The sequence below is a fragment of the Flavobacterium faecale genome (genome assembly GCF_003076455.1).
Classification (GTDB): domain Bacteria; phylum Bacteroidota; class Bacteroidia; order Flavobacteriales; family Flavobacteriaceae; genus Flavobacterium; species Flavobacterium faecale.
The window spans coordinates 139,829-156,942 of record NZ_CP020918.1; the positions used below are offsets into that span (position 1 = coordinate 139,829).

The 17,114-nt window shown below is 34.3% G+C and carries 14 protein-coding genes; 3 read left to right on the forward strand and 11 right to left on the reverse strand.

Annotation, left to right across the window (positions count from 1 at the left end):
- Positions 1 to 252: 252 nt before the first annotated feature.
- The gene (locus FFWV33_RS00660) at positions 253 to 1,107 is read right to left on the reverse strand and encodes a leucine-rich repeat domain-containing protein (protein WP_108739102.1); all 855 of its coding nucleotides are present in this window, start codon (positions 1,105 to 1,107) and stop codon (positions 253 to 255) included.
- A gap of 442 nt (positions 1,108 to 1,549) precedes the next feature.
- Complete coding sequence (locus tag FFWV33_RS00665) at positions 1,550 to 1,825, reverse strand: 4a-hydroxytetrahydrobiopterin dehydratase (protein ID WP_108739103.1); 276 nt, start codon at positions 1,823 to 1,825, stop codon at positions 1,550 to 1,552.
- Between the two features lie 239 nt (positions 1,826 to 2,064).
- On the opposite strand from FFWV33_RS00665, the gene FFWV33_RS00670 reads away from it, so the two are divergent.
- On the forward strand, positions 2,065 to 3,087 hold the full coding sequence (locus FFWV33_RS00670) for an 8-amino-7-oxononanoate synthase (RefSeq protein WP_342748666.1): 1,023 nt from the start codon (positions 2,065 to 2,067) through the stop codon (positions 3,085 to 3,087).
- A 5-nt stretch (positions 3,088 to 3,092) separates the two neighbouring features.
- Here the strand turns inward: FFWV33_RS00670 and FFWV33_RS00675 are convergent, their stop codons facing one another.
- A complete protein-coding gene (locus tag FFWV33_RS00675) occupies positions 3,093 to 3,962 on the reverse strand; it encodes a diacylglycerol/lipid kinase family protein (RefSeq protein WP_108739105.1) in 870 nt (289 codons plus the stop codon).
- 63 nt (positions 3,963 to 4,025) lie between these two features.
- Here FFWV33_RS00675 and FFWV33_RS00680 point away from each other — a divergent pair, with 63 nt between their 5' ends.
- Entirely contained in the window at positions 4,026 to 4,994 is a 969-nt protein-coding gene (locus FFWV33_RS00680) for an App1 family protein phosphatidate phosphatase (protein ID WP_108739106.1), read from the forward strand.
- 120 nt (positions 4,995 to 5,114) lie between these two features.
- Here FFWV33_RS00680 and FFWV33_RS00685 read toward each other — a convergent pair whose 3' ends face one another.
- The gene (locus tag FFWV33_RS00685) at positions 5,115 to 7,022 is read right to left on the reverse strand and encodes an ABC-F family ATP-binding cassette domain-containing protein (protein ID WP_108739107.1); all 1,908 of its coding nucleotides are present in this window, start codon (positions 7,020 to 7,022) and stop codon (positions 5,115 to 5,117) included.
- A 65-nt stretch (positions 7,023 to 7,087) separates the two neighbouring features.
- On the opposite strand from FFWV33_RS00685, the gene FFWV33_RS00690 reads away from it, so the two are divergent.
- Positions 7,088 to 7,483, forward strand: a complete 396-nt coding sequence (locus tag FFWV33_RS00690) for a DUF983 domain-containing protein (RefSeq protein ID WP_108739108.1) — start codon at positions 7,088 to 7,090, stop codon at positions 7,481 to 7,483.
- A gap of 11 nt (positions 7,484 to 7,494) precedes the next feature.
- Here FFWV33_RS00690 and FFWV33_RS00695 read toward each other — a convergent pair whose 3' ends face one another.
- The 7 genes from FFWV33_RS00695 to topA form a co-directional block, all read right to left on the reverse strand.
- The gene (locus FFWV33_RS00695; protein ID WP_108739109.1) at positions 7,495 to 8,550 is read right to left on the reverse strand and encodes an NAD(P)/FAD-dependent oxidoreductase; all 1,056 of its coding nucleotides are present in this window, start codon (positions 8,548 to 8,550) and stop codon (positions 7,495 to 7,497) included.
- 75 nt (positions 8,551 to 8,625) lie between these two features.
- A complete protein-coding gene (gene porN / locus FFWV33_RS00700) occupies positions 8,626 to 9,519 on the reverse strand; it encodes a type IX secretion system ring subunit PorN/GldN (RefSeq protein ID WP_108739110.1) in 894 nt (297 codons plus the stop codon).
- A gap of 50 nt (positions 9,520 to 9,569) precedes the next feature.
- The gene (gene porM / locus FFWV33_RS00705) at positions 9,570 to 11,111 is read right to left on the reverse strand and encodes a type IX secretion system motor protein PorM/GldM (RefSeq protein ID WP_108739111.1); all 1,542 of its coding nucleotides are present in this window, start codon (positions 11,109 to 11,111) and stop codon (positions 9,570 to 9,572) included.
- A gap of 53 nt (positions 11,112 to 11,164) precedes the next feature.
- The gene (gene porL / locus FFWV33_RS00710) at positions 11,165 to 11,821 is read right to left on the reverse strand and encodes a type IX secretion system motor protein PorL/GldL (RefSeq protein WP_108739112.1); all 657 of its coding nucleotides are present in this window, start codon (positions 11,819 to 11,821) and stop codon (positions 11,165 to 11,167) included.
- 41 nt (positions 11,822 to 11,862) lie between these two features.
- Positions 11,863 to 13,269: a T9SS ring complex lipoprotein PorK/GldK gene (gene porK / locus FFWV33_RS00715; RefSeq protein WP_108739113.1), complete on the reverse strand. Its 1,407-nt coding sequence runs from the start codon at positions 13,267 to 13,269 to the stop codon at positions 11,863 to 11,865.
- Positions 13,270 to 13,400: 131 nt separating this feature from the next.
- On the reverse strand, positions 13,401 to 14,552 hold the full coding sequence (locus FFWV33_RS00720) for a formimidoylglutamase (RefSeq protein WP_108739114.1): 1,152 nt from the start codon (positions 14,550 to 14,552) through the stop codon (positions 13,401 to 13,403).
- Positions 14,553 to 14,555: 3 nt separating this feature from the next.
- Complete coding sequence (gene topA / locus FFWV33_RS00725; protein ID WP_108739115.1) at positions 14,556 to 17,087, reverse strand: type I DNA topoisomerase; 2,532 nt, start codon at positions 17,085 to 17,087, stop codon at positions 14,556 to 14,558.
- Positions 17,088 to 17,114 lie beyond the last annotated feature (27 nt).

Sequence of the window (17,114 nt, forward strand, 5' to 3'; positions counted from 1 at the left end):
ACTACTCACTTTCGTTACTACTACCTATCGTCCCGCATTAATAGATAATCCAGATAAAAAACAAGTTACCTTCTTTTCAGACAAAACAATAATAGTAAACTAATCTCAATCCCAATCTTTAACCCGGTTCACAAACTTACAAGAAACTTTAACAAATGAACACATTGAGATTGGAACAAAAAAAAACTGCCTTGGAGGAGACAGTTTCTAAACAAATTTATTAAATACTAACTTATGAAAAACTCTTTTCTACTATTCTTCAGACACTAATGGTCTTTGAATATCCATTGCAACATTCAATAATACTGCAACACCCTTATCATTGAACATTGTCATGTTTAAGGTATCCAAAACTGCCAATCTTCTTGAGATTAATCCGCTGAATTTATTGTATGATATGTTCATTTCTTTCAAACGATTAAGTTTTTCTAATTCCATTGGAATTTGACCCTCAAAATTATTTTCGAATAAACTTAAATTTTCTAGAGACTTCATGTCTGCAATATTATGACTCAATTGACCAGATAATTTATTACTATTTAAAAGCAATACCTTCAAATTTTGAACTGCATATAAAGAAGCAGGAATCTGACCTTCTATTTCGTTATTGAATAATGACAATGTTTCTAAATTTACCAAGGCTCCTAATTGTGCTGGCAATTCACCGGTTAACCTATTCATATAAAGACTAACATTTACCAATTTTGTCATTTGACAAATTGAAGCAGGAACTACTCCACTCAATTGATTAAAACCAAGGTCCAAAACTCTCAACTCATTCATTTTTGACAAATCAGCTGGAAGAGATCCTGAAATTTTGTTACGATATAAATTCAGTTCTTGTAAGTTGATAAGCTTAACAAGCTCAGCAGGCAACATACCGACTAAATTATTGTTAGGTAAATTTAAAGCGATCACTTTATTTCCTTCAACGGTTACGCCTTTCCAAGAAGCAACTGCTGCGGTCAAATCCCACTTTGCAGTCCAACTAGCACCGTTTGTAGCATTATACAATTTTACAAGTGCTGCTTTCTCAGATGAAGATACCTCTGCCATCATTAAAAATGAAGCTGTAAAAGTAAATAAAAGTGTGAATAATTTTTTCATGATCGCTGTTTTTACATCGTTAACATGCTCAAATATACGATTAAAGACTTGTTTGAAGTTAAAAAAATCGTTTAACTACACTTTTTAAATTATTAAGTAAGACTATTCTCTTGTTATCAACCCGGATAAAATTAAATATGTTTATAAATGTGCTACTCAAAAGGTTAATCCCTTAAAATCAACTCCATACAATCCTATAAAATACCTCGTCAACACCTATATTCTAGTAAAAATACATTTACCATAACAGAGTATTAAAATGTTGTAACGATAAAGTTCTAATTCCTAACAAACCCACTTAACTACCTAATACACAAATAAAGTACTTCAATTTTAAAGGCAAACTTTATTGAATGGACAAAACAGCACCTATTGACAAAACCAATCTAGAATAATACTAGTCAATATAATCTCAATTTGAATTGTTAAAACAATCTAACTCTTACAACTCTTCTATAGCTGTGGCCAAATCAAAATCTTTGTCGGTCACACCACCAGCATCATGCGTAGACAAGCGTATGACTACCCTCTTATACACGTTAAACAATTCTGGATGGTGATTTACTTTTTCGGCCAAAATCCCAACTTGAACAATAAAACCAAGGGCTTGAGTAAAGTTTTTAAAACCAAATTCTTTTTCTATACCATTATTGCTATACATCCAGTTATGTAAATTTGCTAACTTGGGCATTGCTTCATTCTCACTATACTTCTCCATTTCTATACTTTTTTATTGGTATAAAATTAGTTAAAATTTTCCCATTGCCTTCCTATATTAAGTTTAAATAGTAATTTAGACCATTCAAAATTGAATACTTCACCTTGGCATCAGCATTTACTTTTCAAATTTATTCTTCTACAAAAAACCTTCCTTCAAACTGGAATGATTTAGCTATCAAAAATATTTTTTTAAGTAAAGAATACTTATCTATTTTAGAAAAATCCGCCCCCGACAATATGAGTTGCTTTTTTATTGGTTTGTTCGAAAAGGAGCTTTTAGTCGGAGTATCGGTGGCGCAACATATCAACCTTAGCGATGTTAACTCGTTGGGAGATCGCGATCATTGTTTTAAAACGGCCATCAAAAATTTTCTATTTAAACGATTTATATCCAATATACTTGTCATCGGTAACAATATGTTTACTGGTCAAAATTGCTTTTGCTTTAGCGAAAAAATAGCTTTGGAAGATGGCGTTTCCATTTTACAAGATGCCACTTCTGCTTTGACAAAACAATTAAGACAAAATAACAAGAAAGTGCACCTTACGGTTTACAAAGATTTTTTGACTACCAATACTCCTTTGTTTAAAACTAAAACGTTCAAGCCCTATTACCATTTCAATACCCAACCAAATATGGTTTTTGATATAGCACCAAACTGGCATTCTATGGAAGATTACATTGGTGATTTAAACAAAAAATATAGAGATCAATACAAGCGAGCTCGAAAAAAAGCGGCTGGTATTGACAAAAGAAAAATGTCATTGGACGAAATACAAAAACAGTATTTCAGAATTAACGAACTGTATCTGAACGTTGCTAAGAATGCACCTTTCAATACTTTTTATCTTCCGGAAAATCACTTTGAAGTCTTTAAAAAGAAATTAAATGATAATTTTTTATTTTACGGTTACTTTATTGATGAGCAACTTATCGGTTTTAACACCTTAATCAAAAATGGATCTGACATTGACACCTACTTTTTAGGCTATGATGAAAACCATCAAAGAGACAAAATGTTGTATCTAAATATGCTGTATGATATGATCGCTTATTCGATTAATAAAAAATACAAGCGTATCATTTTTGCTCGAACAGCACTAGAAATTAAAAGTTCAGTAGGTGCTAAACCAGTTGAAATGATTGGATTAATTAAACACAAAAATTATTTCGTTAATTTATTGATGGAAAAAAGTTTCGCTTATTTCGAACCAAAAACAGAATGGAAAGAGAGAAATCCGTTTAAAGAAGCCGTTTAAAGTCATTAAGCAACCGTAATCTTCATTTTTGAAGGTGACATTCCCACAGTCAAAACAGTTTCTGTTCCGCAATACTCACCATCGATTTGAAAATTCACCGGACGGTTGGTCGTAATTTTAGCATAGTCTGTACTAATAATTTCAACATTTTCTGGTTCTACGACAGTTGTGCCTGAAATAATCTGTCCTAAAACAAATAGGTCCAGATTTTTAAGAATAATCAATTCGAATTTCCCATCGTTGATAACTCCTGCAGGATTGATCACCACACCCGTACCATACTTTTGAGAATTTGCCATTACAATCATTCGTGCTTCGCATTCGATCCTCATTTCATTCACTTCGATTAAAGCCCTAAACGGTTCTTCGCGATCAATAAAGGTAGAAATTGCCTGAATAACGTACCCTAACTTTCCTCGAATCGTACCATTTTCATAGTTCTTTATCAATTCGGCATTTAGACCAATATCACTAAGATGAAGACTCTTTTTACCATTGATGACAACCATATCAAGTTCGATGAATTTATCCTTAAAAATAATATCCAAACAGTCCTCTGTAGTATTTGGCAAATCCAAATCGGTAGCCAATCCATTTGCTGATCCAGCTGGCAAAATACCAAATATCACATCATCGTGTTCTAAAGCTTCTCCAACCATCTTGATTGTACCATCTCCACCGGCAATGATGATGCGCTCAGGATTTAATTCATGAAATATTTTTTTTATATTCAAAATATCGCCAGCTCCTTGGGTCTCATATAGATTAAAATTCCTATTTTTAACTGCAGTAAAAGCTGCAACAGTATCAATTAATTCTGTCTTGTCAATATCTCCAGAAATAGGATTTACAACCAATAAAATATTTTTCTTCACAGTCTTAGTTCTTAATTGATTTTAAATAATTAAATTTCATTCTCCTCAAAAGTATTAAATAAAATGAAGCCAATTTTAAAATTATATCGTGGGTATGCCAATGACGAAGAATTAATTGTCATGGGGCATCTATTTCAGCCAACGAATAAAAAAGATTACGATTTTCTGGCCAAAAAATATAAAAATGCGAGCGCAACCATAGCCATGTTTCGAATTAAAACGCAAGCAAACGCAGCTGTATATCTAGAACATGGTACAGAAAAAATACTTACCAAAACACTAGATGATGGCTATTTTAAATTTTGTATCCCCTTAAAAAGTGAGCACTACGGATGGATTGATTATTCGGTAAGCACAATGTACAATGATAAAATAATAAGTTCAAAAGCGAGTTACAACCGACCACGAAAAGGAGATCTTGGTATAATATCAGACATTGACGATACCTTCATTGTATCGTATACTCGCAATCCGATTCAAAAAATCTATAACCTGTTACTTAAAAACGTTACGAAAAGAAAAATATTTGAAGATGTTGTACTGCATTATCAAGCACTAAGTGCAGCAGGAAGAGAAAATGATGGAGAACAAAACACTTTTTTTTATGTCTCAAGTAGCGAATGGAATCTATATCGACTTATTGTAAAATTTACTGAAATTCATCAATTACCCAAAGCTGTTTTATTACTGAAAGATATCAAAACGAGCTTGACACAATTTTTTTGGTCCTTAAAACCGAGTAGTCACAATCATAAATTTGAAAAAATAAAACATATTTTAGAATTTTACCCGCAATTACAATATGTTTTACTGGGTGATGACTCGCAAGAAGATGTTTTTTTATATGAATCAATTTGCAAAATATTTCCGTTAAGCGTGCGTGCGATATACATAAGACAAACGGGCAAATCGAAGAAAAGTAAAGTTGTAACAACACTTGAAAACATAAAAACCTTAAATGTAGCGGTTTGCTATTTTGAACATAGTAGCGAAGCTATTACTCACTCCAAAGAAATTGGTATTATAACATAGCAAAGTACTATTCACTGTCAATGTTATAAAATAACAAACACCTTTTTTACAATAGTACTGCCGTCAATTAGACAAACAAATCTATTGTAAAAAAGGTGTTTTATTGAATAGTAAACTAAATTACAAATTATCTATTTCCTCTTGAACCACTTCCCAGTCCAATAGTAATTTGTCTAAATCTGCCTTTTTCTTATTGTAAGCTTTAAAAAATGCAGCATCTTCTATATGTTTGTCATAGTTAGATTCGAGCATTTTGTCATCATGTTGGATATCTTTTTCCAATTGCTTGATCTGACTTTCGATCTTGCTCAATTTATTATTCAAAGACTTCCCTTTCTTTTGATCTTCATATGACGCTTTATTACTTTCTTTTGGAGCAGCTGCTTTTTGAGCATCTTTTTTCTCCACTTCACGCATGTTTTCAAGATTACGTTGTTCCAAGAAGTAATTAATATCTCCTAAATATTCTTTGATCTTTTGATCTTTAAATTCATACACAAGATTTGACATCCCTTGCAAGAAATCTCTATCGTGAGACACCAACAATAAGGTACCACCAAATTTTTGTAAAGCAGCCTTCAATACATTTTTGGATTTTATATCCAAGTGATTGGTAGGCTCATCCATCAACAATACATTAATAGGTTGCAACAATAGTTTACAAAGAGCCAATCTATTACGTTCCCCTCCAGAGAGTACTTTAACTTTTTTGTCTACATCATCACCGCGAAACAAGAACGATCCCAACATATCGCGCACTTTGCTACGATTGGTATCCATTGCTGCATCTTCCATCGTTTGTAGCAAGGTGATCTCACCATCAAGATACTCCGCTTGGTTCTGTGCAAAATAACCTAGTTGTACATTATGCCCTAATTTGATATTTCCTTGGTATTCAAATTCGTCGACGATCGCCTTGATAAAGGTTGATTTACCTTGACCATTTTGTCCCACAAAAGCAATCTTACTACCTCTTTCTACCAATAAATTAATATCTTTCAATATGGTTTTATCACCATAACTCTTGGTTACATTCTCCGCTTCAACAACTACTCTTCCTGGCTCTTTTGAAACTGGGAAAGAGATGTTCATTACCGAATTGTCGTCCTCATCAACTTCTATACGCTCTACTTTATCTAATTTTTTGATCAGCGACTGCGCCATAGAAGCTTTGGATGCTTTGGCGCGAAATTTTTCGATCAACTTCTCTGTTTCTTCAATTTTTTTAGCTTGATTCTTTTGAGTTGCTAGTTGCTTTTCACGAATTTCATGACGTAGTTCTAAATACTGCGAATAAGGTTTATTAAAATCATAGGCTTTACCTAGCGAAATTTCAATGGTCCTGTTGGTCACATTATCCAAAAACATTTTATCATGGGATACAATAACAACTACTCCAGGATAATTACGCAAAAAACTTTCTAACCAAATGATACTTTCAATATCAAGGTGATTGGTTGGCTCATCGAGTAAAAGCACGTCATTGGATTGCAATAATAATTTAGCCAATTCAATACGCATTCTCCAACCTCCAGAAAAAGTCTCAGTTTGGTTATTAAAAACGTCTCTTTTAAATCCAAGACCAAGCAAAATTTTCTCTGTATCTCCAACATAGTTATAACCTCCTAAGAGTTCAAAACGATGTGTATAATCGGATAAGTCTTCAATTATTTTCGAATATTCGTCACTCTCATAATCAGTACGAGTCACTAGAAGATGATTGATCTCCTCTAACTTTTTTTCTACAATTTTTATTTCTATAAAAGCTTCATAGGCTTCTTCTAGAACTGTTCGTCCCACTTCAAAATCAATATCTTGACGCAAGAATCCCATTCGAACATCTTTCTCTTGAGAAATCACTCCTGAATCTGGCTTGAAGTCTCCCGCCAACATTTTGAGCATGGTAGATTTACCAGCTCCATTTTTACCAACAAGACCAACACGGTCTCCAGCTCCTAAACGGAATGTTACTTCTTCAAATAAATAAGTACCTCCGAACGAAACGGATAAATTGTGTATATTAAGCATATAATGTGACTAAAGTTACAAAGGGAAAGACGCTAAAATCGTACCTTTGTTAAAAATTTATACAAATGTTAAAAAAAGGATCCAAACTAAATAGTATTTTAACAGGAACTTGTCCGAAATGCCAAAATGAAAGCATGTATATTGAAAAAAATCCTTTCAAATTGGCCTCAGTATTAAAAATGCATGAGGATTGTAGCCATTGTGGCCTACATTATCAAATAGAACCTTCTTTCTTTTACGGAGCAATGTATGTTAGTTATGGTTTAAATGTTGCTGTTGGAATAGCAGCGTTCATAATTTCGTTTGTATTTTTGCAAACAAGTTTAAAAACTTCATTTTTCGCTATTATCGGTGCACTGATTGTTACTTCTCCGCTCGTATTACGAGGATCTAGAAACATTTACATCAATATGTTTGTGTCTTATGACCCAACTGCCAGCAAAAAAAATAATCCAAAATAAGAACCAACTATTTATCGATAGTAATGCTTTGGTTTGACCCTACTAATATTTACCTCGGCATCCAGCGGAATATTATTTTCAATCGAATTAAATAACGCTGTCGCCATTGTAGGCCCCAACATGACACCTCGCGTTCCTAAGCCATTTAATACATGTACATTATTGTGTGCTGCATGCGTTCCTACCAACGGACGCCTGTCGCGCACAGTAGGACGTACACCTGCAAAATGTTCCACAATCTCAAAATCACACGTTAGTATCTCCTTGATTCTGTCAATCAACTCAATTTTCCCTTCTTCAGTTGGCAAATCTGTTTTGTCTTTCCAATTGTAGGTTGCCCCTACTTTGAACAGATCGTTTCCTAAGGGTAAAATAAATACGCTTGTGTTTACAATAACAGATAAATCAAGTCCTTCTGCCCTTATAATAAATAGCTCGCCCTTAGTTCCTTCCAAAGGCAAGAAATTAAAATACGGATTGGCATGAATACCATAACCTTCTGCAAAAATGATATGCTTCGCTTTAACTTCTTGATATTCCACCAAATCGTCATAAACAGACAAATCGCTATAATCAAAACTTGAAGCTCTAAAACTATCTAAGGATTCTAAATACGTTTTATAAGCCTCCAGTAAAATTGCAGTATCAACGTAACCAGTGTGCAAAACCTCACCATAATCAAAAGGCGAATCGATACCCGCAAACCTGTCTTTGATAAGAACAGGAGATAAAAATGGAGCTAATCCAACTTTATCTGAAGCTGCAAACCAATTGTTTTGTTCCTCAATAGAAAAAAACTTCCTAAGAATAGGCAACTTCCAATCTACTTGAAGCTTAAGTTTAGACTCAATACCAGCATAAAAACCAGACATCAAATCAAGCTGACTTTTGGCGTTCCACACTTCACTAAAACGCTTAAAAATAACAGGATTATACAATCCTCCCGCAATTTTAGATGAATTTTGTGAATCATCGCCAAAGACTAAAACAGTCTTATTTTGATTCAAAGCTACTTCAGCGAAGGATATCCCTGCGAGCCCTGAACCAACGATTAAATAATCAATCATATATTTCTATTAACATATTTTAAAACAAAAAAACTCTTACTAAAAGTAAGAGTTTTTAATTCTATTGCTGTGCAATTAATAATTCCACATATCTGATTCGAAGTTACGAATCTTTTCTTTTACTCTTTCCGATTCTAATAATTGGTTTTGAGCATTATCTTTCATGTAATCTTTGATTTCTCTATCTCCGTATACATTCTCTTCTTTGTAAATGACACTATTAAATCGTCTAGAATTTAAAATCTGATCGAAAGAAACTGGCATTGATGAGTTTTTATCATTGAATGATTTCGCCTCATGTAGTACCGTTCTAGCTGATGGGAAAAAGATCCAAAACAATTCGATATAATCTTTCTCATCATTATTCATAGTATAAACGTCTGGAGTAACCGGACAAATACCCAAGAGACGATACTTCAATTCACTTTGACGCTTATCAAAATACCAAAAACCTTTGATTTTATATTGTGTAACATCTTGAGCAGTCAAATCAGATCTTAGAATGTATTCTTCAGAAACAGACTTTCTTCCTGCATTAATTTGTTCACGACCAGCATCAGTAGTATCCACTCTTGACAAAGAAGCTTCAATATCTCTAAACGACTTTTTTGTATTGAAGTAACTATCAGAGTACACCTCAGTAATTTTTCCGTTTTTAACAGCAGTAGTTAGAACATTATATAAAGAACGTCTATCGGATCCAAGATTTTCATCGATTGGAAAATACAAAGGAAAATTAATTCTTTCGCTAAGATCTATAATCTCCCAAACAGTCTTACCCATCAAAATATCTCTATCATGAACATAACCGTAAGCCAATGGCTTATCGTTATCAGATATCAATTGAGCAGGAGTTTTAAGTCCAATTTCAGAAGGCGTCTTTGCATTTAATAAGTTGGATTGAGCGAAAGAAGCTCCACTCCAAACTACAGAAAACACCACCAATAAAACATTTTTTACATTCTTCATAATGCCATTAAATAATATTAAAGAATTCCCTTTTTTAGCGAATTACTTATTTATTGTATTTCAAAAATAACCGGCGCAGTTCTTGGCAATAAATAACTACCAGCACCAACTAATTTTGTTTTAATTTCAGAGATCGTTACTTGATCACCTCTACCCGCTTTTGAAAGTACTGATTTACATTGTGCATTCAAACGATCACCTTGAACAACAACAGTAGGTTGTCCAGTAAGTTTCATATTAAATCCAACAACATTCAATCCTACTTCGAAATCAAAGTCTTCTAATTTTGCACCAATCGTTGCAATTTCAAGATTTGATTTTGGTCCTTTTACAACACCCGTTTCTCCACGGATAGTTCCTGTTGGACCAGGGATACCTTTAATTCTAAATACTTTTCTGTCAGAAACTTTTTCACCATTTGGTAATGTTCCTGTTACAGAAATACTTACTTCGTTTCCTCCACCAGGAGAAAGGTTATATCTACCTTTACCCGCTGGACTTAATCCTGGAGCAGAAGCACTTACTTTATCAGCAGCGATACCTGCAAATGATACAGAAATTGGATTAACAACTCCTCTATATACCACATTCATTTTGTCAGCTGAAATCGTAGCCGAATTCGGTTTAGGAACTACTACATACTTACCGTTAAAAGCAAGCGGAATCGTTTTACCATCTTCCAAAAAGCTAAATTGACCTTTAATACTTTGTTCTCCTATTCCACCAGCAGTTAAAGAGATAACCGCTTGACCGTTTACAATTTTACCTGGACCAGAAAAACCAGTTGGCTTAGTATTAGCATCATAACGACCTAAAACTACTTTACCTGTAACTGTTTCTCCTTGAAAATAAGCATTTTTATCTAAAACAACAATTGCTTGATAATTACTGTAAGAAGCAGCAGCAACAGCCGCTTTTCCTAACAATGTATTGTAAACATCAGACTCCACTTTATTTACGTCATTTTGCATAGAAGACAATTTTGCTACCGATGCAATACCTGGAAAACCTTTGTAGTGGTATTCTAAATATTTAATTGCAATACCGTCTTTATTCTTAACGTCTGACATATCCATTTTAGTATTCAACTCACTGATCAAACCTTTAAATTTTGCATCAGGACCAAGAATACTTCTTACGTCTGCTTTGTACTTTTCAACAATAGCAATAAATTCATTTCCTTTTTCAGAATATCCTTCTGGACTAAAAAATAAATTATCTAAAACTTCTGCTTTATCCATTTCTTCGTAAGGCAATTTACCAGTCTCTTCATCAACTTTAGTTTCGCTTAAAACTAAATTTTTGATTGAACCAATATAACTATAGAAGTTTTTGTTAACCGTTTGTAATTTGTGTGCTTTTTCAGAAGCAGTAATAAATTCACCTTTTGCTTCTGCAGCTTTAGCATCAAGAGCCATTAACAATTGCTCATTGGACTGAATAGAAGAAGTATTTGAAGCTTCGAATTTTTCGTTCATTAATCCAAAAGCAGAAATTACTTCTTTGGATACGTTTAATGCTAACATCGCGATGAAAACCAAATACATAAGGTTTACCATCTTCTGTCTTGGGGTTAGTTTTCCTCCAGCCATAATAATTTTTTTCTAATTAGTTTATCTTTTTATCTAGTGTAGGTTAAAACTAATTATCCTTTATTATTCATTGCAGAAAGCATACCACCATAAACATTGTTCAATGAAGCCAAGTTTGTAGTTAATGATTGCATTTGCTCTTTTAACTTTAAGTTATTTTCAGCTACTTCTTCATTAATTTGAGCATTTTTTGAAGCGCTCTCCAATTGAATTTTGTACAAACTGTTCAATTTTTCCATTTGATCAGCAGCAGTTGTCAACTCTTCGCTATATTTTTTTGTTGAAGCAATAGAATCTACCGTTGGAGCGATTCCTTTTGCAGCCGACTCAAAATTCTTAATACTGTTTCCTAAACTTGACATTAACTCTCCGTCAATTTTAGCTTCTTTCAACATAGAATCTAATTTTTTAGACAACATTCCGCTTGTGTCTTCAGACTCAACGATATTTTGTCTTACCGCTTTAGCTGGTGCAGCATTAACGTCTTTTAATTGTGGGTAAACAATTTCCCATTTGTATTCGTCATCAACTGGCTCAAAAGCAGACAATGCAAAAATTAGGGCCTCAACCAATAAACCTGCAGTCAACATTCTGTTTCCTGTCAATGGTCCAATTTCAATGTGGGTGATTTTGAATAATGCTCCTACGATAACAACCGCAGCTCCCATTCCGTATGCAAAATTCATTGCCTTTTTTCCTAGTAATGCCATAATTTTTAATTTTTTAAGTGATTTTAGTAGATTTGGATTTATTATTTTCTTCTTGAACCAGTAGTATTACCAGTTGTTTGAACTCCCATGTAATCTTGTACAGTACGGAATCCTATGTAACTTCTTGCAGAATCTGCGTATTCGTAATCTCTTGTAGCCACTTGTAGGAAGTAAGACACATCTTTCCAAGATCCTCCACGAACAACTTTACGTTTGTTGGATGAGTCTAAAACATTTGGGTTCATTGAAGACACATACTCGTAAGCATTTGGATCGTATGACGAATCAGTCCATTCTGAAACATTCCCCGCCATATTGTATAAATTGTAACCATTAGGATCGTATGATTTTGCTTCAACAGTATACAAAGCTTGATCTGCTGCATAATCACCACGGCTAGGTTTAAAGTTTGCCATGAAACATCCTCTATCATTTTTAGTATAAGGACCACCCCAAGGATAAGTACCAGACTCTAGACCACCTCTTGCAGAATATTCCCACTCTGCTTCTGTAGGTAATCTGAAAGAGTTAATAAGATCTCTTCCTTTTGATTTTGATTTAATATAAGAATTTTTATTTAAAGTTCTCCAAGCACAAAAAGCTTTTGCTTGTGTCCATTTAACTCCAACTACAGGATAATCTCCATACGCTTTATGCCAAAAATAATCATTGTGCATTGGCTCGTTATATGAATAAGAGAAATCTTTAATCCAAACTGTCGTATCAGGATAAATCTTTACTTCTTCGGTTTTGATAAAATCTCTTCTTTTCCCAACCTTAGCTTTAGCTGCAGCTTGAATATCCATCCATGAATAACGGAATTTTAATTTATCTACATCGATAGTACGTAATCCATTGTATGATTCCTCAACTGGAATATACATAGAGTCCATTACCTCAACATAATATTCATCTGGATATGCTTTAGGGTCTTTGATTAATTTTACTTTTTTATTTAAACGTCTTCCAGCGTATGGATCGTCAGATGTACCGATACTATAATAGTTATCATACATGTACTTATCATAAGCCGTCATCTTAGCTGGATCTGCGTCATTAAAGGCAAAATCGCCAATACTACCGCCTTTTCCACCTTTTCCGCCACCTGGCTTGATTCCCATCTCATCTGCTAAAATAGCCAAACGAACTCTCATTGTAGAGTCTTTTACCCATTCTACGAATTGACGGTATTCACTATTTGTAATTTCAGTTTCGTCCATATAAAACGATCTTACTGTAACTGTCTTTGTAGGTGCATCTTGTATACCAGCAACATCCTCGTCAGATTTACCCATGATAAACGCGCCTCCAGGTACTAGAGTCATTCCGTAAGGTTTTTCAGGATGCCATTTTGCTCCCTTAACCCCTACCAATTCTCCTTTATCACTAGATTTACCACAGCTACTTAACAGGGTCAAAATTGCTACAAATGCAATGAACTTCTTCATATAAAATCGGGTTATGTATTCATTATTTTTCAATGTGTAAACGTATTTAATATTTTGTTAAAAAACAATTTTTTTACACTAAACAAATTATTTTTTTGAATCTACCAAAAATCTAGCAAACAAAAAGAATATTACACAATATTCTTTCGTAACGCCTTCCACCAACGTTCTGGCAACTCTTGATTGCAAGCTCCTAGATATTCTTCGTAGGAACATGGTAATAACGTATTTCGTTTTAATTTATTGTTTCCATTTGTAATAAAAGGTATTTCGATCCACCATCTATCACTTTTGTCACTTTTATAAAAGATTAACGTTTCTTCTTCAATAGGAACTATAAATTTAATATAATTCTCTCGGCTTCCAAATGGATATTCTTTCGAACGATAATGATACCCTTCGATAAAATACCATATAATTTGGGCAATGAGAACTGACTCTTGCTCTGTATTTTCATGGTTAAAAACACCAAACAAACCTACCTTATCACTTATTCCTGCGTATCGTGACAAAGCGCAAATTTCTTTACCATTAAAACCATTCGGAACAAATGAAATAAAGTTACCTGAATCGGATGATTTTACTGCTTTCATATCCATACTCACCAAATCGGCATCTCTAAAAACCGGTTCTGCAAGTGCTAGATTACTCGAAATTTCGCCTAATCTGTAACTATCAAAAAACAATTTTTCGATCAAATCTATCTCTTCTTGCGAGTTAAAGTAGGTTTGATACCCAATATTACAAAAATTAAATAGATTATTAGGTTCATCGATAATCATTTTGGTTAAATATGAATTTGCTGACGCCGTTTCATTCTCTTTTCCAAAATCAAACTTACTATCAATTGACACCAAATTGACCATTTGCTCGAGATCATCATAAGCCCTATACAACGCATAAGTAAGATCCTGCGAACCTCCAATTACGATGGGAATAATTTTCTTTTTGATCAAAGCAGCCACTACTTTTTTCAATGCAAAATAGGTGTCTTCGATCGTGTTTCCAGGCAAAATATCACCAAAATCTGCAATCGATGCATCCCAATTTCCTGGATACATGCTATATAATTCTTTTCGAATAGGAAAAATATCCACATCCGAAATTGCTTTATCGTTCCCTCTATTATCCAAAACTCCAATCACTGCAATAGTAACTTGGTTAAGATCTGGAAATTGGTCTGCAGTATGAAAAACAACTTTACTACCTAATTGTTGAGCAGAAAACTGCCCCATCAAAACATCAAAGTCTTTACCTAAAGGCTTCAAAAACTCAAATTCCATTCTCTATTTCTTTTTAGGTGCTGCTTTTTTTGCTACTGTCTTTTTTGCTGGTGCTTTTTTGGCTGGTGCCTTTTTAGCCGCCGTTTTCTTTGCGGGAGTTTTTAAGGCAATCATTTCTTTCACTTCTTCCAAGGTCAAGCTTGCTGCATCTACCTCTTTACCAAGTTCAATTTTAATTTTCCCTTTCAAAATCACAGAACGACCCCATCTTGCTTTTTCAACCAAGATTCCTTCGTCTTCCCAATTATGAAGCACTTTGTCAATGTTTTTCTGAATTTTATCATCAATAAGAGTCTCAATGTCTTCTTGAGATAAATTATCAAAATTATATTTCTTACTTACATTGATAAATAAGCCATTCCATTTGATAAATGGACCAAAACGACCCACTCCTTTTTGCACACCTTCACCTTTGTAAGTTGCAATTGGTGCATCTGCTTTTATTTTTTCGTCAATCAATTCTTGTGCTCTCTCTTTAGAAAGACCTAGAGGATCTTCTCCTTTTGGTAACGAAATAAACACACTACCGTGACGTACATAAGGACCAAAACGTCCATTATTTACCTCAACTTCTTCGTCTAAATAATTACCTAGCGCTTTTGGCAATAAGAAAAGATTTAATGCTTCTTCCAGTGATATATTTCCAATATTTTGCTCCTTCATTAAGCTAGCAAACTTTTTCTCTTCGTCTTCAGCATCTCCTATTTGCGCCATCGGGCCAAATTTACCCAAACGAACAGATACTGGTTTTCCTGATTTAGGGTCTGTACCCAAAATACGTTCCCCGCTCTCGCGTTCTGCATTTAGTTCCACATCTTTTACCGTAGGGTGAAATTGATCGTAGAACTCTTTCATCATTATCGCCCAATCCACATTTCCTTCAGCAATCTCATCAAAATCTTGTTCTACTTTTGCCGTAAAATTGTAATCCAATATATTTCCGAAGTTCTTCACTAAGAAATCAGTAACGATTGTTCCGATATCTGTAGGTACTAATTTCCCTTTATCCGAACCGGTGTTTTCTTTTAATCCTTTTTCAACCAATTTTCCAGCTTGCAAGGTCAATTGGGTATAGTTACGTTCGTTTCCTTCTAAATTCCCTTTTTCAACATAATTTCTGTTGATAATTGTCGAAATCGTAGGCGCATAGGTAGATGGACGACCGATTCCTAATTCTTCTAATTTCTTTACCAAAGATGCTTCTGTATATCGAGCAGGCGGTCTTGAATAACGCTCTGTAGCCGTGATGAAATTATTATCCAATTTCTCATTCACTTTCATCGCTGGCAACATACCCTCTTGTTCTTCCTCATCATCATCATGCCCTTCCAAGTATACTTTTAAGAAACCCTCAAAAAGCAATACTTCACCTGAAGCAGTAAATATTTCAGAATGGTTATTGGCTTGTATCTTAACATTGGTACGTTCTAATTTAGCATCACTCATTTGTGAAGCCAAAGTACGTTTCCAAATCAAATCGTATAATCGAGCTTGATCTCTATCAATGTTTACTGTGTGGCGTGACATATCGGTCGGACGAATTGCCTCGTGTGCCTCTTGTGCTCCTTTACTCTTGTTTGTAAAAGTTCGTGGAAAAGAGAATTCTTTACCATAAGAAGTAATAATTTCTGCTTGAGCAGCATCCATAGCCTCTTTGGATAAGTTCACACTATCCGTTCTCATATAGGTGATCAATCCCGCCTCGTACAAACGTTGCGCAAGTTGCATGGTGATTCCAACTGGTAAATACAATTTACGAGCTGCTTCTTGTTGCAAGGTCGAAGTTGTAAACGGACCCGTAGGTGTTTTCTTGGTTGGTTTTGTTTCTAAATCAGAAACTTTGTATGTAGAACCGATATTTTTATTTAAAAAATCTTCGGCTTCTTTTTTTGTATTAAAATTTTTAGGCAATTTGGCTTTAAAAGTCTTTCCCGCTTCATTTGTAAATTCAGCTACAACTGAATAGGAAGCTACAGCGTTAAAATTCTGGATATCACGCTCTCTTTCTACAATTAAACGCACCGATACAGATTGTACACGACCAGCAGAAAGGCCGCCTTTTATTTTTCTCCAAAGTACTGGAGACAATTCATAACCAACTAATCGATCTAGTACGCGACGCGCTTGTTGTGCGTTTACTAAATTATAGTCAATTTCACGTGGATTATCAATAGCTTTAAGAATAGCATTTTTTGTAATCTCATGAAAAACAATACGTTTTGTTTTTTCTTTAACCAAATTAAGCTCTTCTGCAAGATGCCAAGATATGGCCTCACCCTCGCGATCCTCATCACTCGCTAACCATACCATATCGGCTTTTTTGGCTAGCCCTTTTAATTTAGTAACTAAAGCCTTCTTGTCTGACGAAACTTCATATTTAGGTTTAAAACCATTCTCTACATCTACACCTATTTCTTTGGAAGGTAAATCAGCGATATGCCCATAACTGGACTCCACTTGAAAATCACTTCCTAAAAATTTCTCGATTGTTTTCGCCTTTGCAGGGGACTCCACTATTACTAAATTCTTTGCCATTGCTCTATTTTTCTGAGACAAAAGTAT